At 37.3% G+C, this 23047-nt stretch carries 19 protein-coding genes, 1 tRNA gene and 2 other annotated features; of the genes, 6 read left to right on the plus strand and 14 right to left on the minus strand.

The genetic code is table 11. From position 1 onward, the window contains the following. Positions 1–62 precede the first annotated feature (62 nt). Both IGJ03_RS08090 and IGJ03_RS08095 read right to left on the minus strand, forming a co-directional pair. Positions 63–1208 carry a cysteine desulfurase family protein gene (locus tag IGJ03_RS08090; protein WP_002366913.1) on the minus strand — a complete coding sequence of 382 codons (1146 nt, stop codon included), beginning with the start codon at positions 1206–1208 and terminating at the stop codon, positions 63–65. 156 nt (positions 1209–1364) lie between these two features. Further along, positions 1365–2339: a ribose-phosphate diphosphokinase gene (locus IGJ03_RS08095; protein ID WP_002362076.1), complete on the minus strand. Its 975-nt coding sequence runs from the start codon at positions 2337–2339 to the stop codon at positions 1365–1367. A gap of 212 nt (positions 2340–2551) precedes the next feature. Here IGJ03_RS08095 and IGJ03_RS08100 point away from each other — a divergent pair, with 212 nt between their 5' ends. Genes IGJ03_RS08100 through IGJ03_RS08110 form a run of 3 tightly spaced genes read left to right on the plus strand, consistent with a single transcriptional unit; the run spans position 2552 to position 5080 of the window. Then, positions 2552–3301, plus strand: coding sequence for a metal ABC transporter ATP-binding protein (locus IGJ03_RS08100; RefSeq protein ID WP_002360005.1), 750 nt, complete (start codon positions 2552–2554; stop codon positions 3299–3301). Next, positions 3298–4167, plus strand: coding sequence for a metal ABC transporter permease (locus tag IGJ03_RS08105; RefSeq protein WP_002369145.1), 870 nt, complete (start codon positions 3298–3300; stop codon positions 4165–4167). Before IGJ03_RS08100 ends, IGJ03_RS08105 begins: the two co-directional genes overlap by 4 nt. Next, the gene (locus IGJ03_RS08110; protein ID WP_131750512.1) at positions 4154–5080 is read left to right on the plus strand and encodes a metal ABC transporter substrate-binding protein; all 927 of its coding nucleotides are present in this window, start codon (positions 4154–4156) and stop codon (positions 5078–5080) included. Before IGJ03_RS08105 ends, IGJ03_RS08110 begins: the two co-directional genes overlap by 14 nt. 54 nt (positions 5081–5134) lie before the next feature. Here IGJ03_RS08110 and IGJ03_RS08115 read toward each other — a convergent pair whose 3' ends face one another. The 5 genes from IGJ03_RS08115 to IGJ03_RS08135 all read right to left on the minus strand — a co-directional run bounded on the left by IGJ03_RS08115 (position 5135) and on the right by IGJ03_RS08135 (position 10873). Beyond that, positions 5135–6673, minus strand: coding sequence for an ABC-F family ATP-binding cassette domain-containing protein (locus tag IGJ03_RS08115; RefSeq protein ID WP_425136042.1), 1539 nt, complete (start codon positions 6671–6673; stop codon positions 5135–5137). 369 nt (positions 6674–7042) lie between these two features. Further along, on the minus strand, positions 7043–8236 hold the full coding sequence (locus IGJ03_RS08120) for an amidohydrolase (RefSeq protein ID WP_129193835.1): 1194 nt from the start codon (positions 8234–8236) through the stop codon (positions 7043–7045). Positions 8237–8250: 14 nt separating this feature from the next. After that, positions 8251–9084: a MetQ/NlpA family ABC transporter substrate-binding protein gene (locus IGJ03_RS08125; RefSeq protein ID WP_002366917.1), complete on the minus strand. Its 834-nt coding sequence runs from the start codon at positions 9082–9084 to the stop codon at positions 8251–8253. 19 nt (positions 9085–9103) lie between these two features. Further along, the gene (locus IGJ03_RS08130) at positions 9104–9784 is read right to left on the minus strand and encodes a methionine ABC transporter permease (RefSeq protein WP_002366918.1); all 681 of its coding nucleotides are present in this window, start codon (positions 9782–9784) and stop codon (positions 9104–9106) included. A gap of 18 nt (positions 9785–9802) precedes the next feature. Further along, positions 9803–10873: a methionine ABC transporter ATP-binding protein gene (locus IGJ03_RS08135; RefSeq protein WP_002356948.1), complete on the minus strand. Its 1071-nt coding sequence runs from the start codon at positions 10871–10873 to the stop codon at positions 9803–9805. Between the two features lie 85 nt (positions 10874–10958). After that, positions 10959–11209: a binding site (T-box leader), on the minus strand. A gap of 461 nt (positions 11210–11670) precedes the next feature. Beyond that, positions 11671–11916 (minus strand) — a binding site (T-box leader). 263 nt (positions 11917–12179) lie between these two features. Here IGJ03_RS08135 and IGJ03_RS08140 point away from each other — a divergent pair. The 3 genes from IGJ03_RS08140 (at position 12180) to IGJ03_RS08150 (ending at position 14293) form a co-directional block, all read left to right on the plus strand. Further along, positions 12180–12252, plus strand: a tRNA-Thr gene (locus IGJ03_RS08140). Positions 12253–12409: 157 nt separating this feature from the next. Next, the gene (locus tag IGJ03_RS08145; protein WP_375804874.1) at positions 12410–13900 is read left to right on the plus strand and encodes a glucosyltransferase domain-containing protein; all 1491 of its coding nucleotides are present in this window, start codon (positions 12410–12412) and stop codon (positions 13898–13900) included. Positions 13901–14113: 213 nt separating this feature from the next. Beyond that, complete coding sequence (locus IGJ03_RS08150) at positions 14114–14293, plus strand: hypothetical protein (RefSeq protein ID WP_002383739.1); 180 nt, start codon at positions 14114–14116, stop codon at positions 14291–14293. Between the two features lie 87 nt (positions 14294–14380). Here IGJ03_RS08150 and IGJ03_RS08155 read toward each other — a convergent pair whose 3' ends face one another. The 7 genes from IGJ03_RS08155 to IGJ03_RS08185 all read right to left on the minus strand — a co-directional run bounded on the left by IGJ03_RS08155 (position 14381) and on the right by IGJ03_RS08185 (position 22847). Then, on the minus strand, positions 14381–15346 hold the full coding sequence (locus tag IGJ03_RS08155; RefSeq protein ID WP_202522599.1) for a hypothetical protein: 966 nt from the start codon (positions 15344–15346) through the stop codon (positions 14381–14383). A 173-nt stretch (positions 15347–15519) separates the two neighbouring features. Further along, positions 15520–15810 carry a hypothetical protein gene (locus IGJ03_RS08160; protein WP_002359936.1) on the minus strand — a complete coding sequence of 97 codons (291 nt, stop codon included), beginning with the start codon at positions 15808–15810 and terminating at the stop codon, positions 15520–15522. 47 nt (positions 15811–15857) lie between these two features. Next, the gene (locus IGJ03_RS08165) at positions 15858–17096 is read right to left on the minus strand and encodes an aminoacyltransferase (RefSeq protein ID WP_002359935.1); all 1239 of its coding nucleotides are present in this window, start codon (positions 17094–17096) and stop codon (positions 15858–15860) included. 310 nt (positions 17097–17406) lie between these two features. After that, a complete protein-coding gene (glmS, locus tag IGJ03_RS08170; protein WP_002419725.1) occupies positions 17407–19215 on the minus strand; it encodes a glutamine--fructose-6-phosphate transaminase (isomerizing) in 1809 nt (602 codons plus the stop codon). A 443-nt stretch (positions 19216–19658) separates the two neighbouring features. Beyond that, positions 19659–20492, minus strand: coding sequence for an energy-coupling factor transporter transmembrane component T family protein (locus tag IGJ03_RS08175; RefSeq protein ID WP_002356939.1), 834 nt, complete (start codon positions 20490–20492; stop codon positions 19659–19661). Further along, positions 20489–22195 carry an ABC transporter ATP-binding protein gene (locus IGJ03_RS08180; RefSeq protein ID WP_438711110.1) on the minus strand — a complete coding sequence of 569 codons (1707 nt, stop codon included), beginning with the start codon at positions 22193–22195 and terminating at the stop codon, positions 20489–20491. Before IGJ03_RS08180 ends, IGJ03_RS08175 begins: the two co-directional genes overlap by 4 nt. Positions 22196–22295: 100 nt before the next feature. Then, complete coding sequence (locus IGJ03_RS08185) at positions 22296–22847, minus strand: ECF-type riboflavin transporter substrate-binding protein (RefSeq protein ID WP_002356937.1); 552 nt, start codon at positions 22845–22847, stop codon at positions 22296–22298. Positions 22848–23047 lie beyond the last annotated feature (200 nt).

The raw sequence follows: 23047 nt of genomic DNA on the forward strand, positions 1-23047 counted from the left end.
CCACCTCGTTATTTTCATTGTTATCTTCATTATAGCGAAAACCTGTAGCTGCCGCAATCAGATTATTTTTTCAATTGTTGAATCACTGCAACTAGTACTTCAGAAAAAGTCGCAATTTCTTCTGGTGTGTTCCCGTAGCCAAAACTAATCCGGATTGATTCTTTAATAGCTGAGGAATTTTCTCCATACATCGCTGTCAACACGTGCGAAGGATCCACAGTTCCCGCTGTACAAGCCGAGCCTGTTGAAATCGCAATACCTCTTAAGTCCAAATGCATTAAGAGCAAATCACTGGGAATTCCTTTTAAATGAAGATTTAAGACATGCGCTAAACGATTCGTTGGTTCACCATTAATTGAAAAATCAATATTGGCTTCTTCTAACGCTTTTAAAATAATCGTTTGAAAACTTTGATAGGCTGTTTTTCTTGCTTGCTTTTCTGTAGAAGTTAGTAACGAAACGGCAGTACCCATGCCAATAATTCCAGCTAAGTTTTCCGTGCCCGCACGTCGTTTTTCTTCTTGTTCCCCACCATGTAAAAGAGGTGGTAATTGGATTGCATCGCTTTTAAATAAAAAGCCTACGCCTTTTGGACCATTGATTTTATGAGCGGAAATACTTAATAAGTCGATCCCCAATTCATGAGGTAAAATGACTTCACTTCCATAAGCTTGGACGGCATCTGTATGAAAAATCGCCGAATGATTTTTAAGAATTGCACCAACTTCAGCAATCGGTAATCGATTTCCAATTTCATTATTGCCATACATCATTGAAACCAAGATCGTTTCTTCGCGTAAAGACTTTTTGAATTGATCCATTGAAATCTGACCATTTTCATTCACAGGTAAGTAAGTCACTTCAAAGCCTAACGTTTCTAAGTATTCCATCGTTCGTAACACAGCGGGATGTTCAATTGCCGTAGTAATAATATGTTTTCCTTCCTTTTGACGAGAAAAAGCAACTGCCAAGATGGCTGTGTTATCCCCTTCTGTGCCACCACTATTAAAAATAATTTCGTGGGGTTTGGCTTGTAAGCTCTCGGCAATCGTTTGACGCACTTCTTCCAGAAGACCGTGTGCCTTTCGTCCAAACTGATGAATACTTGATGGATTGCCAAAAGTCGTTTGCATATTTTCAGTCATCGCTTGAATGACCGTTGGATGAAGCGGCGTTGTTGCCGCATGATCTAAATAAATGGGTTCCAAATGACTCGTCCCTTTCCTTATGTTCTGGCGTTATTCTAGCATAAAAAGCTTAAAACACAAAATCAGAATACTTTCTCTTCTATTTATTAAAGAGATAAGAAAAATAGGCCCAACACTATTAAAGTTGTTAGACCTATTTCTAGTTTAAGGAATCACTTATTCTCCTTTTGGTTCTAAACGGAATAATGGACTCATTGGTTTATTTTCATGAATACGAAGTAACGCTTCCCCCATTAATTCAGCGCAAGAAATAATATTCAAGGTTGCTGGTTGGCGGTCTGCTGTCGTATAAACAGAGTCAGTAATACTAATTTCCTTAATTGGCGCATTTTCTAAGGTTGCTTTTGCGCCTTCTGATAACAAACCATGCGAGGCGCAAGCATACACTTCTTGCGCACCATTTTTCATTAAAACTTCCGCCGCTGTGGCTAACGTTTGACCAGTATTCAAAATGTCATCAACAAGAATACATTTTTTCCCAGCGACATTCCCAATAACGTAACCTTCTTGACGCACCCCATCAATCTCTTCATGGTCGACAATTGCTAAGGTCGCATCTAAGTACTCCGATAAACTACGCGCGCGTTGAACGCCACTGTTTTTAGGCGAAACAATCACAATTTCTTCCCCTACTAATGCTTGTTGACGATAATAATGAGCAAACAAAGGCATTGTAAATAAATTATCTACTGGGATATCAAAAAATCCTTGGACTTGAACAGTATGCAAGTCTAATGTTAACAAACGTGTTGCGCCTGCCTCTACCAACATATTAGCAACTAATTTCGCAGTAATGGGTTCTCTTGGTTTCGCTGTGCGGTCTTGGCGAGCATAACCATAGTAAGGCAAAATAACATTAATTGTTTTTGCGCTAGCACGTTTTAATGCATCAATTAAAATAAGCAATTCCATCAAATGATCATTTACAGGAGCATTCGTTGCTTGGATGATGTAGACATGATCGCCACGAATACTTTCTTCAATATTAATTTGAATTTCGCCATCACTAAATTGGCGCACGGTGCTTTTTCCTAATTCTGTTCCTACTGATGCTGCGATTTTTTCAGCAAGTGGTCGATTTGCATTTAAACTGAAGATGCGTAAGGTGTCATCTTGATAGTTTTCGGTCATGATATCCTCCGTCAATATAAAATAATAGTCGTTTTCATTCATATTCTACCATTTTTTGTCATAAAAATCATGGGATCCTCCTTAATTTATTGAAAGAAACGGTTTTCTTTGTGAAAAAAGCGCTTGTATTTAGGTGCGCCTAAAAATTATTTGCATTTTCTTAAACTATCCCTTATACTGATTTTAAGGCAAACCTAAAAAGGAGGAATTTCATGAGAAAAAGCTTTAACTTAGCTGTTCAAGCGTTAACCGTTCAATATCAAGGACGGACCGCTTTAAATAATATCCACGTTACTATTCCCTCCGGTAAAATTACTGGAATTATCGGACCAAATGGTGCTGGAAAGTCAACATTTATTAAAGGGTTATTAGGCTTGATTAAAACAAAGGAACGTGATGTTTTGTTAAATAATCAAGCGATTGACCAACAAAAAACAACCATTGCCTATGTAGAACAACGTAGCGCCTTGGATCTTAGTTTCCCAATTAGCGTTTTTGAAACGGTCTTGCTAGGAACCTATCCAAACTTGGGACTATTAAAACGCCCAGGAAAGAAAGAAAAGCAAGCAGCCATGGCTGCATTAAAAATGGTGCAATTAGAAGACTATGCGCAACGCCAGATTGGCGAACTTTCTGGTGGCCAATTACAACGTGTGTTTATCGCCCGTGTTTTGGCCCAAGGTGCTGAGGTGATTTTTTTAGATGAACCTTTCGTCGGCATTGATATGTCTAGTGAAAAAGTGATTATGGATATTCTCAAATCATTAAAAAATCAAGGTAAAATGATTATCATTGTTCACCATGATTTGCACAAAGTGTCCCACTATTTTGATGAATTAATCGTTTTGAAAAACCGGCTAATTGCTGCGGGTCCTGTTGAACAAACATTTACTGCAGAAACGCTCCAAGAAGCATACGGTGATTTGTTAGGTGATTTATTAATACAGGGGGTTGCAAAATGATTGCTGCATTTATTGATGGTTTATTCCGTTATCAATTTTTACAAAATGCCCTTTTGACGTCTGTAATTGTCGGACTCATTTCAGGGGTAATTGGTTCATTCATTATTTTACGTGGGATGTCTTTGATGGGTGATGCGATTTCACATGCTGTTTTACCAGGGGTCGCTGTTTCTTATATGTTTGGTTTCAATTATATTTTTGGCGCTTCTATTTTTGGCTTATTAGCTGCATTATCAATCGGCTTTATTACCCAAAAAAGTCCACTAAAAAATGATACTGCCATTGGTGTTGTCTTTAGTTCTTTTTTTGCTTTAGGGATTATTTTTATCTCTTTTGCAAAAAGTTCCACCGATTTATATCATATTCTGTTTGGAAATGTATTAGCGGTCGCAGATACCGATATTTTAATTACTTGTGTCGTCGGCGTGATTGTTTTGATTTTTGTGGCATTGTTTTATAAAGAGTTGCAACTCACTTCTTTTGATCCCACAATGGCTCAGGCCTATGGTTTAAATATTCAATTTTTCCACTATGCATTGATGTTTTTACTAACATTAGTCGCTGTTTCTTCTTTGCAAACCGTCGGAACTATTTTAGTCATTGCCATGCTGATTACGCCAGCGGCAACAGCTTATCTATTAACAAATCACTTACCGACAATGATTGGCTTAGCCTCTACTTTTGGGATTTTAAGTTCAGTGATTGGCCTATTCTTTAGTTATTCTTATAACTTAGCTTCTGGTGCGACGATTGTTTTAACCGCCGCCTTATTCTTTTTATTGGCTTTCTTTTTCTCACCAAAGAAAGGCCTAGTATTTGTAAACCGTGAGAAAGAAATGGAGGAATCAACGAATGAAAAAATTTAGTTTATTTTTTTTAACACTTTTAGCAGGGTTAACGTTAGCTGCTTGCGGGAATCAAGCCGCTGAAAAGAAAGAAAAATTAGCAATTGTGACAACGAACTCGATCTTATCCGATTTAGTGAAAAATGTTGGGCAAGACAAAATTGAGCTGCATAGTATTGTGCCAATTGGGACAGACCCTCACGAATATGAACCGTTACCAGAAGACATTGCGAAAGCTTCTGAAGCGGACATTTTATTCTTTAACGGCTTGAACTTAGAAACAGGCGGAAATGGCTGGTTTAACAAATTAATGAAAACGGCCAAAAAAGTTGAGAATAAAGATTACTTTTCTACAAGCAAAAATGTTACGCCACAATATTTAACAAGTGCCGGTCAAGAACAAACAGAAGATCCGCATGCTTGGTTAGACATTGAAAATGGCATTAAATATGTAGAAAACATTCGTGACGTGTTAGTAGAAAAAGATCCAAAAAATAAAGATTTCTATACAGAAAACGCGAAAAATTATACCGAAAAACTTAGCAAACTACATGAGGAAGCCAAAGCTAAATTCGCTGATATTCCTGATGATAAAAAATTATTAGTTACAAGTGAAGGTGCCTTTAAATATTTCTCCAAAGCTTATGATTTAAATGCCGCTTATATTTGGGAAATTAACACAGAAAGTCAAGGAACACCTGAACAAATGACCACGATTATTGATACCATTAAGAAATCAAAAGTACCTGTGTTATTTGTTGAAACCAGTGTCGATAAACGTAGTATGGAACGGGTCTCAAAAGAAGTGAAACGACCAATTTACGATACACTTTTCACAGACTCTCTTGCCAAAGAAGGAACAGAAGGCGATACGTACTACAGCATGATGAACTGGAATTTAACAAAAATCCATGATGGCTTAATGAGTAAATAAATAATAAAGAAGAAAGAACCAAGTTGACTCCCCCTCAGCTTGGTTCTTTCTTCTTTATTTAACTAATTCCTCAATATCAATTACTCGATCCACAATTTCCTCATAAAAATCTGCTTCATGGGAAACCAGAAAAACCGTTCCTGGGTAAACGTGAATTGCTTCTTGTAAACTTTTTTTGGCCGCTTCATCAATATGATTGGTTGGCTCATCTAAAAATAACAGATTACTAGTTTGCATCATTAGTTCCGCTAGTTTTACTTTTGTTTGCTCACCACCACTTAACAGGGCTAACGACTGCATTGCTAACTTATCTGGTAAACCTGCTCTAGCCAAATGACTTCTTCGCTCTTTAATCGTTGTATCTGGAAAACGATCTGATAAATAGTCTAGCGGCGTTAACTGCTCATTAGGCCACGCTAAGTCTTGGGTAAAATAAGCAATTTTTGTATTCAGCGGATAATGAAATTCTCCATCTAATGAAGGAATCACTTTCGTCAACGTTTTAATTAATGTTGATTTGCCAATCCCATTAAAGCCTTTCAATGCGACTTTTTCACCGACATGAACCATTAAATCTAACGGTTCTAACAAAGGTTCCCGATAGCCGACAACTAACTTCTGAGTCGTTAGTGCTTGCGTTGCAACTAACCCTTGATAAGGAAATTCAATCGCCGGCTTAGTCAAGGAACCAGGCGGAGTCAATCGTTCCAACCGGTCCAATTGTTTTTGTCGACTTTTAGCCATCGTTGCTCGATTTCCAGCTTTGTATTTACGAATGTAGGCTTCCATTTTTTCAATTTTTTCTTGTTGGGCCTGATACTGTTTCAAATAGGTTTGTTTATTCTGCTCTTTTTGCGCAAAAGATTTTTCTACATTTCCAGTATATTTGGTTAACTTGCCAAACTCAATGTCTGCGATGCAATTCGTCACTTCATTTAAAAATTGATAATCATGGGAGACTAATAGAAAGCTTCCTTCAAAATTATTCAGATAGCGAACAAGCCATTGAATATGCGTATCATCTAAATAGTTGGTGGGTTCATCTAAAAGTAACACATCAGGGGCCTCTAACAATAATTTTGCTAAAATCACTTTTGAACGTTGACCACCGCTTAGCTCCCCTAACTTTTTATCCAAACCAATTGCTTGTAGTCCTAACCCATTGGCTAAATCCTGAATAATCGTGTCGATTTGGTAAAAATTACTTTCATCTAAATCTGTTTGTAATTTGCCTGCTTGTTCTAAAAGTTTTTCCGAAGCCGTTTGACTGTATTCTTCATAAAGCTTTGTCAGTTTCGCTTCTTTATCAAAAAGTTCTTGAAAGGCTTGTTTCAAAAAATCAACCATCGTTAGTGATTGTTCTACAGAAACGTACTGATCCAAGTACCCAATCTTACAATTTTTTTGCCACTGAATCGTTCCTTCGTCTGGCAATACTTCCCCCGTTAAAATTTTAATTAAGGTGGATTTGCCGACACCATTTTGGCCAGTTAAGCCTAAATGATCCCCTTTATTCACTTGCAATGAAGCCTCTTCATACAAGACCTTTTCGCCAAACCGATGCGTTAAATGTTCAATAGTTAAAATACTCATTTTCGTCACTTCTTTCTTGTTAACTGATTATTTTGGGACAACAAAAAAAGAACCACGTCTGCACGTCGTTCATCCTGACAGAAATCCCGACAACCGCTTGTACGTACACTCAAATAAGACTAGCTTTTCTAGTCAAAAAATGTGCTATCAAGCGATGAAGAAATTAATTGCTCGGCTCCACAACAGTGCTTCATCTGTTCTTAAACTATCGGGAGCTACTTTTCTTGTTAATTTATCAGTTAAAACAAAAAACATGTGAATCACCTTTCTTATGCTTGTATTCTATCATAGTATGACAAGAAAGCAAGCCACGTTGGTTTATAACGAAAGGAGCCCACAAACAATCATTTTGTCGGCTCCCTATCCCTATTATTCTGATAAATAATTTAATGCATAGCGTACGTGGTACTCTGCTGCTAAAAGTAAGGCACGTTCATCAATATCAAATTGTTCATGATGGTGTCCAAAATGAGTAGCAGGATTTTCAGGGTTTCGTGAACCGACCCGTCCATAGATACCAGGAATTACCGCTAAGTAATCAGCAAAATCATCCGCCCCTAAACTTTTAGGATGATCGGTCACAACATTTTCAAAACCAACAATTTCACTGGCTACCTGCTGTGCACGGTTGGTTGCTTGTTCTTCATTAATTAATGGATTCGCTGCCGCATAAACAGAAAAATCAGCAATTTCTGTGCGATGAGACTGGGCAATTTCATGGGCAATTTCTTCGACTCGTTGTAAAACAAATTGGCGCGTTTCCTGACTAAATGTTCGAACAGTACCTTCAATGGTTGCCTGGTTTGCTACAATATTATAGCGTGTTCCTGCTTGTAAAACGCCAATTCCTACTACGACAGAATCTAAAGGATCAATCTCGCGAGCTACAATTTTTTGTAATTCCACAACGATACTGGCCGCTGCTAAAACAGCATCCCGGCCATTCTGTGGTTGGGCGACGTGACTACTTTGACCACTGACTTCAATTTTAAAAATATCACAAGAGGCGTTGGTGGCGCCTTTGGTAGCGACTAATTTTCCGACCGGCACACTGGAATCTAAATGAATCCCAAACACTTGGTCGATTGCTTCTAAATAATTTCCTTCCACAAATTGTCGCGCGCCTGCACCAATTTCTTCAGCTGGCTGGAAGGCCAGTTTAACCGTTCCTGAAAAGGTATCCTGATGTTTTTTGAGCACTTTAGCTGCACCTAGCAATGCTGCCGCATGACCATCGTGTCCACAAGCATGATTGAGTCCTGGATTTTTAGAAGCATAGGCAGCACCTGTTGAATCTGGCAATTCCAACGCATCAATATCTGCACGTAACAAAATCGTTTTGCCAGCGCCAAGACCTCCTTCAATGGTTGCTAAAACACCCGTTTCCCCTACTTCTACAAAAGGAATAGCTAAGGCTAGTAGTTCTTCTTTAATTCGCTTAATCGTTTCATATTCTTTTAAACTTGCTTCAGGGTATTGATGAAAATGACGTCTTAAATGGATTATCCATTCCTTTTCTGTAGCAATAGCTTCTTGGATTGTTTGAATCGTTGTTGTACTCATTATAAATGCCTCCTTTATTTTTTACCAAATGTTTCCCAGGCTGGAACATTGGCGCCTTTTGATGTTTCTGCAATGACCTTTTTCGTTTCTTCTTGTTGATATTCTTCTACAACTTTTTGATAAAGTTTATTCTCTTGATCTTCTTCTCGGGCCACGACAATGTTCACATAAGGTTTCGCTTTTTCGTTTACAGGTTCTAAGAAAATAGCATCTTTATCTGGTGTATACCCAGCATCGACAGCCATGCCGCTATTAATCACTGAAGCATCGACATCTTGTAAAGCGCGCGCTGTTTGCGTAGCATCTAATTCAGTTATTTTCAATTGGCGTTTATTTTCAGTAATATCACTGACAGTCGGTAGTTGCTGTTTCGCAGGATCAACTTTTATCAGTCCTGCAGTTTGTAATAAAATTAACGCCCGCCCACCATTCGTTGGGTCATTAGGAATAGCAATTTCTCCGCCGTCTTTAATTTTCGTGATATCTTTCAATTTATTGGCGTAAATTCCCAATGGTGCATTGACTGTATTGCCAATTGATACTAATTTCGTCCCATGTTCTTTATTGTAATTGTCTAAAAAGATTTGATGCTGAAAGGCATTTAAATCAATTTCTTTTTCTGCTAATGCTGCATTGGGTTGCGTATAGTCTGTAAATTCTACCAATTGTAGATCAATATTTTTCTTTTTCAAACGGTCTTTGACCGATTCCCATTCATCATTTTTTGTTCCTACAACCCCTAGTTTAACGGTTTCTGTCTTAGTATCCTTCGCAGACCCCGATGCACAACCTGCAATCGTAAAAGCTAATACCCCAATAAGTCCAATTAATTTACTAAATTTTTTCATTTGTCATTTCTCCTTTTTTCTAATGTGATGTTTTTTTGATTAATTGATTACTAATGGCTTGACTGATAAATACCATAATTAAAATAATTAACGTGGCCATAAATGTCACATCGGTTTGAAACCGATTGTATCCTCGAGTAATCGCTAAGTTGCCCAGACCACCGGCTCCAATCGCTCCTGCCATGGCTGTTAATCCAATCAAATTAATAATTGTCACCGCTGAAACACGAATAATACTTGGTAACCCTTCAATTAGATAAACCCGAAAAATAATCCCTAAGGGACTCGTCCCCATGGCTTCTGCCGCTTCAATAACGCCAGGATCCACTTCTAATAACGCATTTTCAATTTGGCGCGCGAAGAACGGGATTACGCCAATAACTAATGGGACTAACGCTGCGGTTGTACCAATTGTTGTTCCTGCCAAAATTCGTGTTAACGGTTGAATCAGTGCGAGCATAATAATGAAAGGAATAGAGCGGCAAACATTAATAATTTTTTCTAAGACACTATACAGGGGTGGATTTTTCAAAACACCACTGGGGCCAGTACTGACAAGCACGACACCCAACAAGACTCCTAACACACCAGCAATCAAGGCTGTCCAAAAAACCATGTATACTGTTTCCCATGTACTTTGAAGAAACTCTTGTTTTAATTGGACAACATTCGGAAAATATTTCTCAAATAATTGATACATTCTCAGTTCACTCCTTTTTTAAATCACCTGTAAGTTCTGCTTTTGCTTCGTTTGCTGATAGGTTTTCAAAACATTGGTTCGCACGCCTTGTTTCGCTAAATAAGTAAGGGCTTGTTGACGCTGGGCCTCATCACCAGAAAGCACCACAATTAAATGGCCAATAGGAACGTTTTGAACAATTTCGACATTGCCATAAAGGATATTTGTATATACCTGATATTGGCTATACAATTGTGCAATTAATGGCTCGTTCGTTTGATCTCCCACATAAGAAAATTCAATTAATTCTTGATTTTTATCTAAATCAGCTAATTTAGGATGTTCAAGAATCGTGGTTAATGCTTGGTCGATATGAGTTGCTGTCCGGATAAAATCTTTGGTTAAAGGTTGTTGGGGTTGACTAAAAATCGAAACAATATCGTTTGATTCGACAACGCAGCCATTTTCCATCACCGCGACTTTATTACAAATTTCTTTAACCACTTGCATTTCATGGGTGATTAAGACAATCGTCAAGTTCAGTTCTTGATTTAACTTTTTTAACAAGGCTAAAATCTGTCCCGTTGTTTTTGGATCTAACGCACTCGTCGCTTCATCACAAAGTAAAATTTCAGGATCATTTGCTAAAGCGCGGGCAATCGCAACCCGCTGTTTTTGCCCTCCTGATAGTTGACTGGGGTAAGCGTCCCGTTTTTCACTTAGTCCAACTAGCTCTAATAAATGGCTGATTTTTTGACGCCGTTCACTTTTACTTAGCCCAGAATATTTTAATGAAAAATCGATATTACTAAATATGGTCCGCTCTTTCATCAAATTAAAATGTTGAAAAATCATTCCAATCTTTTTTCGTTGTTGTCGTAATTCCTTTTTAGAAAAAGTTAAAATATTTTCTTTGTTAATAATAACGGTGCCCGCTGTTGGTCGTTGCAATAAATTAATTACCCGTACTAGCGTACTTTTTCCAGCACCGGAATAACCAACAATTCCGTAGATATCCCCTTTATCAATTGTCAAAGAAACATCTTGGACAGCCTGAATTTCTTGTTTTTTTTGTTGAAATGTCACACTGATATTTTTTAGTTCAATCATTCTTTATCCCCCTTCATTCTTACCAACCTGCATTTTTTCATAAAAAAGAAAAAAGCATCCTCAACGACACAACTCAAGTTGTATCGTTGAGGACGCTTTTTTGCGTGTTACCACCTCATGTTCAGAATTTGCTCACACAAATTCCCTTTTCAAGTACGGAACAATATGTTCGATACCCTAGCTCGATAACGGGAGCCCCCGTCGCCGCCTTGTGTTTAACACTCGGAGCGCTTGCTCAATAGCCATTTTCCAAAACGTCTTTGTCACCTATTCTCAGCTACCTAGGCTCTCTGTTAAACAAATCAAGTCTTGTACTTACTATATCACTGCTTTTTTATTTCTATTCATTCTAAACTGATTTTCATCTGTTTTCAAAATTAAACAGACTAGAGTTACTACCCCTTCAAGCATCGAGTAATCGCAGATAATAGCTACTCTCTCTCTTTGCATCAGTCGTAGTGCTCAACAGGATTTGACTGTGACGAGAATCGTAGGAACACTTTCGTGCAAATGATACAACCTGCCCTTCGGTCATCTTGTACTGTTCATCACTTACAATGGCCATACTGCGTCGAGTAATCGCAGACAGCATCTACTCTGTCGCTTCGCGCCAGTCGTAGTGCTCAACAGGATTTAACTGTGACGAGAATCGCAGCTTTGGCGAGAATCGTAGGAACACTTTCGTGCAAATGACACAACTTGCCCTTCGGTCACCTTGTACTGTTCATCATCTACTCTGTCGCTTCGCGCCAGTCGTAGTGATTCACAGCAAAAAGCCCTTCACTAGCGTTTTGCTAGTAAAGGGCGAATGATTCGCGGTACCACCTTTTTTCGAAATATAACTGATTCTTTATATCTCATCTCTTATCCAAGTCTTTATTAACTTGGTGCACATGGTAACGGGTGCTTAGCCGAAATTGCTTACTTATCAGCAATTTATTCTCAGAGACCATCTTCAACTTTTCTGAACCTTGTCCCTTTTCACCAATCAGGACTCTCTTTTGAAGGTCATCAAAATTTACTCTTCTCTTCAACGAATGAATAGTTATCTGTGATGTTGATTTACACTTTACTAGAGAAAAAAGAGATTGTCAACAGTTTTTCTTAGAAAAAAATCATTTTTCTTTTTTTACGAAAGAGCAATTGACAAACTTTCGTCTATACGTTATTCTATTTCTTGTGCACGAGATTTGTACGATTTTTCAAAAGGAACTTTGACGATTACTCGTCGCAGTGTAGCCTTTGAAAATGAACTCTATGGGTTTCACTTCGTTGCAATCCTCGAGTTAGTTTAGCCTTTGAAAGTGCCGCCTTAGCTCAGTTGGTAGAGCACCACCATGGTAAGGTGGGGGTCGCCGGTTCAAGCCCGGCAGGTGGCTTTTTGGTAAAATCCCAACTCTTTAATAAAGAGTTGGGATTTTTTTGTTTTGCCTACCCTTAGTGTTCTGTCAAGATGAGAAAATAACAAAAGCAATTTCTTCATTCCACTCGTTATGGTATATTTTAATTGTTAAATAATTATTGGAGTGGAGTACAATGATGAAACAATTACCTACAGAATCAAAAAAATTTGATTTAAAGAATTGGTGTATTGAAAATAAAGCCTATCTTCTATTGATCATTTTAATTTATCAAGTGGCAGTTTTATCCATCGGCATTATCAATTTCCCTTACTTAGATGATAATGCTCGCCAAGTCGCTGGAATGACAGATTTTGGTACGACTTACGCACGTTGGGGCAGTGAATTTCTCTCATGGTTTGTTCAAGGAAGTCGTCATTTGACAGATCTGGGCTTGACCACACCTATTCTAACAGGTCTTATCTTATCTCTCACAAGCATACTGGCTATTTATATCATCAATGACCAAAAAATTAGCTGGGGTTCCTCTTTAGTAGCTACTTTAATTGGCCTCAATCCTTGGTTCCTCCAATGTCTTAGTTTCAGGTTTGATAGTCCCTATATGGCACTGAGTATTTTTTGTTCGTTTCTTCCTTTTTATTGGTGGCAGCGTAATTCTTTTACGTTTTTCTTGGTTTCTGTCTTTTCACTGTTTGTTATGTTTAATACTTACCAAGCCTCGTCAGGAATTTATATAGTTATCGTCTTATTCCTTACTTTCAAGCAGTTACTTGCTGGAGAAAATTTCATTGCTCTTTGTAAAAAAGTCGCACTTGCTGCTATCGCTTATCTACTTTCTATAGTCAGCTACCTTATCGAGTTAAAATTTGTACCTTCCGCAACAAACAACATTGGGGGCAGTCAGGCCTTACCAAGTTTGCACGATATTCCAAGTGTGGCTTATCAAAATAGTTACCATTATTTTTCAGAGCTATTGAACCAGAGTAATCGTTTATGGCTTTTATTACTGCTCCTACTGCTTGTTTTATTTTTTATTAGTCATCTATCAAATAGCAAAATCAACTTAGGCTTAAGTTTCCTTTATTGTATCTTGTATTTAGGACTTGCTTCTCTCTTAAGTTTTGGTATTTTTATTGTCTATTCAAGAAATATCGCAGGTGATGCGCCTCGCTATATTTATGGATTTGCTGTTTTCGTTACAATCAGCATGTTAAGTTTATTTAACAATCGACAAGTGAAAGCAATTTATCTAACTTCGTTACTTGTGGCCAGCTTGTTATCTTATTATATTTTATCGTTTGTTTTGGTGTATTCTTCCACATTAAACTATCAAAAAGAAGCATTCAATCGCCAAGCAGCTATTTTAACAGATGATTTAAAAAATGTTGTAACAAACGAACGAAAAAAAGTTTATTTAAATACGTTTTTCAAAAATTCAACTGTTTATGCTAATACAAGTCGAAACTACCCAATTCTTTCAAAAATCGTGCCACCAAATGACGGTCTATATTTCCCTAATTACGTTTGGTTCAATACTTCATCGAATTTAGGAGTAGAGATGGCACCACTGACCGATACGGATATGTCTAAAAATCAAAAAGTAGTAAGTAATCACTTTTATGACATTTATACAAACAACAAAGAAATATTTGTGTTTATGGAATAATTTGTTCCATCCAAAAACACTTCTTTTGCAATAAACGTGACTGTATGGTTTGATTAAGATGGATTAAGTATTCTTTCCGGGTACATTTAGTACTTCCTGAAACTTGCTTATTTCCCATTTTTCTTATGAAGTAACAAAATTTTTGAGAAAAAACAGCTCGTTTTCTATGTTATGATAGAGAAGTGAAAATCACCAGAAAGGTTGTTGCGGACTATGAGAACTCGTCAGAAAAAATTATTTTTATTTTCAATGATTTTATGGTTAGTTGAATTTTTAATTACACGGATTTCTGATTCTTTTCCAGGAGCAACGCCATTGTTCGTTGTGATTTGCTTGATTCAAGGAATTCTTTTTACTTATTTCTGTCTTGCTTTTTTCTATTATCCGCAATAATCAGTCAAGAAAAGCAATTAGAGCAGATTCAGCAAATTTCTGAAACCGAAAAAATGGCACGTCCTCGTTTTTAGGACGTGCCATTTTTTAAAGCATTATTTGTGTAAAAGCCGTTCGTATCGCCTGTTGAACTTTTTGAACAGCAGCGATTTGATGGCCTTTTGCTTCAGTCAATTCTTTTTCAATATATTCAGGATAGTAGGTTGCCAAATAACCCAAGACCCAGATAGTTGGATCTGAAATAACCGTCTCTGCTAATGGATACAAATAGGTAAGATGCAATCGAATTTCTTCTTCCAAATGCTGCAGCATAATTGGATCATCATTTTCTAAGCGATTCCTAAGTTCAGTATAAATTTCGGAATAGATTGGCGTATTTAACGGTCCAGTTTTTCCTTCTAGTAAGACTGTCTGAGGCTGATTGTCATACCAAAGAAAGGTCAGTGGTTCTGAAAATTGCAACAGTGCTAATTCTTCAATGAACCATTCCCGAGCAAAATAACTAAGTGCTTGGTTCATAACTAAATCTTTTGCGACTTCCACAAATACTGGTTTAGGCAAATATAAACTGGTTTTAATGTTCGCTAATTGTTGATAAACGGGCAATTGATCGCTTACTAACAAGTTCCTTTTAATTGCTTGAATTTGCTGCGTTTCTAATTGTTGATACGCCTCTTCCACTTGCATTAATTGCTGTTCTAACGTTTTTTGTTGTGCTAGCGTTATTTTTTTAGTTTGAAGTAATTGCTTCAATAAAATATACCCTTCAATAAAGCGACGACTTTGACTATAAATTTGCATATAAATTGCCGCTGTTTCAAGGTTCTCAAAATAAGTCTCTTGGAACGCTTCTGCCAATGCTAGTGCTTCGTCAGCTTCACCCATTTCCAACAATAATTGGACAATTTTTTGGTTTACTGGCGGCGTTTGTTGTAGCTGATAGGCTTGTTGAAAATTTTCTAAAGCGGCAATCTGATTATGTTCTACAAGTGCTTCTTCTCCTTGTGCAATAAAACGTTCATAGTTTTTTGGAAATTCATGAATGGTACTCATATCTAACCTCCTTTATTTCTTATAAAGCAGATGAGCCTGGGACAAAAATCACTTTGGATTTTTGCTCCAGGCTCAAAACCTGATAACCGGCGGGAACAGAACCAACACTACGCGTTGTTCGGAGCTAAACGGTTCTGTCCCGACCTCGATTTTAACTATTCAAACGGACTTTTTTAGTAAAGATTACGAATAATAATTGCCGTTTCTAGGTCGCCCTCAGCGTTCATTTTCTCCGCCTTTTCTTCTAAACTATACCCAGCAAAACTTTCGTTTGTTAAAACATCTGCTACTGTAAATTTAGCAACTTTTTCAATACTGACTGCATCTGGTGCTACTTCTTGCACGCTATCCCAGCCTGTATCAATAAAGACTTTTGTATCTTCTGTAATCGCTTCGTTTGCTTCTAACGCCTGCATAATTTCTTTTAACTGTGCATACGTCATAACCTCGACTTGATTTTCCATTTAAACGCCTCACTTTGCCATTCCTTTTTAAGGATTGGGTTTTAATTTTAGACTTTTTCTTTAATTGTTTTTAATGCGTGATATAAGGCATATTTCATTGGTTTGGCTTTCCATTGGAAATTGCCCATTAATTCTTCGACATGACCGCCAAAGGATTGTTTGAATTTAAGAACCCCATCACTTCCATCAAAGACACCGTCAACGCCATAAAAATTATATTTGGGAATGTTATTTTCTACTGTGTAAGTTAACATTTTATGTTGAATTAAATACGGTGCATAGTATTGTTTATATTTTTCATACGTACCACTAAACAAGTAAACAACTTCTTGTGGATGAACAATGAATAAGGCGCCTGCTAAAATTTCAGGTTCATCTGATGTTTTCATTTCTTTAGCCTCGTCAATCCGTTTGCGCACGGTACGAACTTCATCTTCAAATTCACGTTTCTGGTTATTTTTTTTACGGCTTTTAGGATTGGCAATTAACGCTTCATTGACTTCGTTGAGCGTCTCTTGTAATTTGCGTAATTTCTCATGAAGATTTTCTAAATAAGTAGCAAAGTTTAGTTCCGCTACCATAAATTTCGCTCGTTCACCAAACTCTTCATAAACAGCTTGGTAATAAGCTAAATCCTTATCTTCAAAATTACGTCGTGCACTTGTTTCTTCCGTTAATTTCTTAAAGAGAGGTAACTCTTCGTAACGAAGTTCTCGGGTTGTCACTCCATATTCCCATGTTTTCTTGATGTCATATTTAGCATCTTTTCCATAAGATTTCCAAAGATCTTCTTCTGTTAATCCAGCCATATCTTTGACAAACAGCCAACGTGGCGCGCCATCAAAATTGTGCACATCAAACCCTTGGTGTTCAAAACCAATTGATGTGAAATAGTCAAATGTTTCTTGATTGACCTTTTCAACTTCACCGCCATTAAAATCACGTAAACAAATTTGTTTATTGGGAGTAAAGGTTAAATAAAGGCCATCATTTTTTTTCACATATTTTTTTAAGCCTGTGAAAAAGGCTTCTACACATTTTTTATCTGTATAATCCATCAAAATTCCGCCGTCAATGTCGAAAGCATAACCAATTTTGACTTTTTTCTTGCTTAGGATACACGCAGCAATTAGTTGGCCTTCTCGTTTGACGCCAACGTATTCACAATGCCAGCCACGTCGTTCCAATAAATGTTTCATTTCGGGTGTTTCTAAAAAGTTACCTGCAGGATGTGTCATTGCAAAGGTAGTAAATTCTTGTTCAGTTAATGTACTAAACTGATCCATATCAAACAACTCACAATCTTTTTTTGTTAAATAAATTAGCACTTTTCAGCTTAACCTACTTTTTGCTTTCTTTCAAACAAAGTTACCTAACTGGCTAATTCTTATTTTTCGGTTCTTATTAATTATATCTAATTTTGCTAAAATGCAAACAGTTTTCAACGGAAAAAAAGAATTTCTTTGGAATCTTTCATTTTTGACTAAATATCTTTCTTTTATAAAAAATATCTGAGACAAAAATCTAAAGTGATTTTTGTCTCAGATATTAAAACTCATGAAAACCCGTTGAACATCTTTCTCTCAGGTTCTTGATTTACTCAACAGTTACACTTTTGGCTAAGTTCCTTGGTTTATCAACATCGTAGCCTCTTTGTAAGGTTGCATAGTACGCTAATAATTGACCTGGAACAATGCTAACTAAGGCAGAAAGTAACGGATGAACATCTGGAATAATCAGTTGGTCCTGTGGTTTTGCCAAGGATTCCAAGGCAATCACAATATTTCTTGCTCCACGACTTTCGACTTCCTTTAAATTGCCTCTTGTATGGGCTGCGACTTTGGCATCTGTCACAATCCCAATCACAGGTGTTCCTTCTTCAATTAAGGCAATCGTTCCATGCTTCAATTCACCTGCCGCAAAGCCTTCTGCTTGAATGTAGGAAATTTCTTTCAACTTCAAGGCCGCTTCCATCGACACATAATAGTCGACTCCTCGCCCGATATAGAAGGCATTTCGAGTATACGTCAGATAATCTTCCACTAAGGCTTTCATTTGTTGTTTTTCATCAATCAAGGTTTCCATGACAGCTGCTACCACGCTCAATTCGTGAGCCACATCAAATGAGACGGCTGCTAATGTTTGGCGTTCTTCGCCAATTGCTTTTGCTAAAATAGCTAAGACAGCGATTTGAGCAGTATAAGCTTTGGTGGAAGCGACAGCAATTTCTGGTCCTGCGTGTAATAACAAGGTATCGTCCGCTTCACGTGATAATGTTGAGCCAGCAACATTTGTTAATGTAAGTGATGGATGCCCTAATTCATTAACCTGTACCAGTACTTGGCGGCTATCTGCCGTTTCACCACTTTGACTTAAGAAAATGAAGAACGGTTTTTCAGATAAAATAGGCATGTTGTAGCCAAATTCGCTTGATAAATGAACTTCCACAGGAATACTGGCAATCGTTTCAATTAAAGATTTTCCGACCCAACCTGCATTATAACTTGTTCCACAAGCAATAATGTAAATTCGATCACATTGATTAATTTTTCCAAGTAACGCCTCATCTAAAGTCACTTTTTCACCTTGAGTATACGCTTGAACAATTTTGCGCATCACTGCAGGTTGTTCATCAATTTCTTTGAGCATATAAAACGGATATGTTCCTTTTTCAATGTCATTTAAATCTAATTGCGCTTCAAAAGGTTCTCGGTTGATTACTTGTCCTTCTGGCGTTTCGATTACTACTTTGTCCGCTGTAACAGTTACAATTTCACCATCAACAATCTCAACAAATTGATTGGTTTCTTTAATCATCGCCATCGCGTCACTACAAATAACATTAAAGCCTTCACCTAGACCGATAAGTAACGGGCTTTTATTTTTCGCTACGTAGATAGTATTGGGGTCCATTTTATCCATTAAAGCAAAAGCGTATGAACCTTTAATTTCGGCTAAAGCCGCTTTAAAAGCATCTTTTGTTGAAAAACCATTTTCAGCAAAATGAGCAATTAATTGAACGACGATTTCAGTATCTGTATCACCAATTAAGTGAGCACCACTTAAAAATTGTTCTTTTAATTCTTCAAAGTTTTCAATGACACCATTATGCACTAATGCAAAGCGTTGATCGCTTGAAACATGGGGATGTGCATTGGCGACAGTTGGTTCGCCATGAGTGGCCCAACGAGTATGACCAATACCAACTGTTCCATCGATTTCTGGCGTTAATTTTGCTGCTAAATCGGCAATGCCCCCAACTGCCTTAACTACATGGGGCTGTTGGCTTTGATCATTCACACAAATCCCAGCAGAATCATAACCTCTATATTCCAATTTTGTTAATCCTTGAATCAAACTTTCCGTGACATTTTCTTTTCCAATCATTCCGACAATTCCACACATAATGCTAATTCCTACTTTCCAATTGAAATTCTGTATTTACTAGGTCCTGTTTAACTAGCAAATCCCATTATATGTTTCTACCTGCGTGATAACCGCTTTGTTCTAACTTCACAATTAGTTTTTCTTTGTTATCTGTAGAGTGCAGTCCCTAGAGCCACCCGCCGAATCTTCGATAAGCTCTCTCCTCGTCACCTGAACGTTCAGGTCTGGCGCTATCCTATATTGGTCTATATACCTCCTTTGTAAATATATTCCGTAGAAACATAAACAATCATACAATTAAAAGTAGGTATTTGTCAACAAAAATCTAAAAAAACGAAAATTGGTCTAGTTCTTTAAAGTTGTAAAAAAAGAATCTAGTACACTCATAGTAAGAGAAAGTACTAGATTCTTAATAATAAAAAAATATCCGTTCTATTTATAGAACCTTATCAATTTGTTATTTATTGGAATGGATTATAAAACCGGCCACCATTCACATGGAACAACCAGAAACTGATTCCTAATAAGCATAAGGCAAGTATCATTACCGAAAAATCACGCAGATGAAAAGGTTGTTGCGCATACCACGTTCGATTTTTCTTTTGACCAAAACGCCTTAATTCCATAGCGGTACTCACAGTTTCAATTCGATCTAAACTAGATAGAATTAAGGGTAAAACGATTTGTGCTACGCCTTTGATTCGTTGGCCTAACCGTCCCTTTTTAGACATCTCATAGCCTCGCGCTTGTTGTGCTAAAGAAATATTAAAAAAATCTTCTTGGATATCGGGAATATAACGAATAGCCAGCGCTACTGCATAACTAATCCGATAACTCACACCAATTCGATTCAAGCTGGAGGCAAATTCACTAGGATTTGTTGTTAATAAAAAGATTAATGCCAACGGAATCGTACAGAAATATTTTAAAACTAAATTAAATTCATAAAATAATTCTTCTTGTGTCAAAGTAAACCGTCCGATTCCTTCCCAAATCACGGTACGTGACTGATATAAATCAACCCCATATTCAGGTGCAAAAAGGTAAACCGTTAAGATATTTAACAAAGAAAAAATAGCAATAAATTTAATAACAAAAGATATTTGATGCCATTTAATATTTGATAATTTTAACAAAACAAGCGAAACCACAGACATTCCTAACAGATAACGAGTATCATACGTGGTCATACAAGCCACAGAGACAACGATTAAAAAGACTAATTTGCTTGTGCCATTTAAGCGATGAATCCAGGTTGAATCAGGATGATAGCCTAACATTTGTCGTTCACTCATCCAAAACGCACCTCACGATCGTAAGCAACAAATTTTTCCGTAAATAGCAAGGGATTTTCCAAGCCTAACGCTTTAGCAAAGGTAAACAAGCTCGTTTCTTTTAAAGAAGCTGCTTGAATTAATTTTTCATCTGTTAAAACAGCAACTGGAGTCGCATCTGCTAGTAAACGTCCATCACAAACTACTAACGCACGTGTTGTATATTCCAACATTAAGTGCATATCGTGAGTGATCATTAAAATAGTCACACCTAAGCGGTTCAATTCTTCTAAAAATGTCATCATTTCTGTATAATGTTTAAAATCTTGTCCAGCTGTTGGTTCATCTAAAATTAATAATTCAGGTTCTAAAACTAAGATTGATGCAATAGTTACCCGTTTTTTCTGCCCAAAACTCAACGCAGAAATCGGCCAGTTCCGGAAGGGATACAGCCCACAAATATGTAAAATATTCTTCACACGTTCCTCAATTTCTGCTTGTGGCACATCTCGTAAAACTAATCCTAAAGCTACTTCTTCAAAAATCATTTTTTTAGAAATCATTTGATTGGGGTTTTGCATCACATAACCAATTTTATCTGCACGTTCTTTGATTGAATAATTGGAAAAATCCTGTCCTTCCCATAAAATCTTGCCCGATTGAGGCGTGATGAACCCGCAAATTATTTTAGAAAGTGTAGACTTCCCGGCACCATTTTTTCCTACAATGCTGATCATTTCTCCATGATGAATAGTTACTGAGAAGTCATCTAACACTTTTTCACCGTGACGATCATATTGATAGGACACTTGTTCCAAACGTAATAGTTCAGCTCCTTTGACTGCACTAACTGAACTAGGTTGGACAGACCACTGTGTCATTTTAGGCAAAACCGTTTCGCCTGATACTTCGGCTAATTTGTCTAAATGACTAACTTGTGTTAAATCAATCCCAGCATATTTCATGGCTGTAACGTACAAAGGTTCACGAATCCCTTGTTGGGTCAACGTATCTTGACGTAACAATTCATCTGGTGTTGTATCAGAAATAATTGCGCCCTCATTCATGACAATAATTCGATCAACTGATTCGCAAAGAACGTCCTCTAAGCGATGTTCTATTATTAAAACGGTCGCTTTTGTTTCTTGTTGAATGGTGTCAATCAAAGTCATTGTTTCTTGTCCCGCTCGTGGGTCAAGATTAGCCAAAGGTTCATCAAAAAGTAAAATTTTTGATTGGTTAATTAGAACGCCCGCCATAGATACACGTTGTTTTTGACCACCTGACAAATCTTGTGGACGGTGTTGCAATAACTGATTCAGCTCAACAATCTCGGACCATTTGTGGACCGCTTTTTTCATTTCTGCTTGTTCAACTGCATCGTTTTCTAAAGCAAAAGCAATATCCTCAGCAACCGTTAAACCGATAAACTGCCCATCGGTATCTTGCAAAACAGTTCCTACATCAAAAGACAAATCAAATAGACTTGTTTCTTGGATATTTTTACCAGCAACCGTAGCTGTTCCTTGAATCTCACCTTCATAAATATTGGGAATTAACCCGTTGATACATTGCGCCAATGTTGATTTACCACTACCACTAGGCCCAACGATTAAAACCTTTTCTCCTTCATAGATGGTTAATTGAATCCCCTTTAATGTCGGTTCAGATTGGCTATGATATTGAAAGGAAAAATTATTAAAAGTAATGATTGGTTTTTTCATTCGGCCTCACCTCAGTTTCTCCATAAAAGAAAGGGTCTGAGCATTAGCAAAGTAATTACTAGGGCAGACCCTTAACCATTTAAATTATTTCGACAGTTTCTTAATCTTTTGATAAACTGCCTTTCTTTGTTCTTGTTGATGCATAAGCTTTCATCAACAATGTTCCAATAATCCCCACAGCGACAATATTTGAAACAGTCGCGAATACTCCTTGTGTAAACACTTTACTTGCGGGTTCACTATAAATCAAAATATCCAAGCTAGGCGCGATTAAGCCCCAAACGACGATATTGCCAAAGGCTTGGAAAATATTGAAACGCACCATGTCATTTGTTGTAAATTCACCATGTTGAAGATCCATTTTACGACCAGCGAAGCCAAAAATAATACCAATAATTCCTGAACAAATAATCCAGCTCCACCAAGCGCTACCATACGTGGTAAAATCTTTTAATGTGTGACCAATCAAACCAATTAGCCCTCCAGCTACTGGTCCAAAAACAACTGACATTAAAGCAAGAAATGGATACGACGTTTCTAAGTTCGTATTAGGAATCCCAGTTGGAATCACAACGAATCGACCTAAAATAACAAAAACTGCAGAGCCAATTCCAATTGCTACAATTGTCTTGACGGACATTTTTTCTTTCATTTCGCTCCTCCATTCTATAACTCCATTGATTTACAGCCGCTCCCTTCTTGATTTTATCGAATAAAAAAAGAAGATACGCGGTGCATCTTACTTCTAAAATAGTACCCTTTTAACCGCTCTATGTCAATGATAGACGGAGCTTATTAGCTATTTTCTTTTTTTGATTTCCAACAAAGAAACCAGACACTTAACGCAAGCTA

The sequence above is a fragment of the Enterococcus sp. DIV1315a genome, assembly GCF_051712325.1.
GTDB classification, from domain to species: domain Bacteria; phylum Bacillota; class Bacilli; order Lactobacillales; family Enterococcaceae; genus Enterococcus; species Enterococcus faecalis.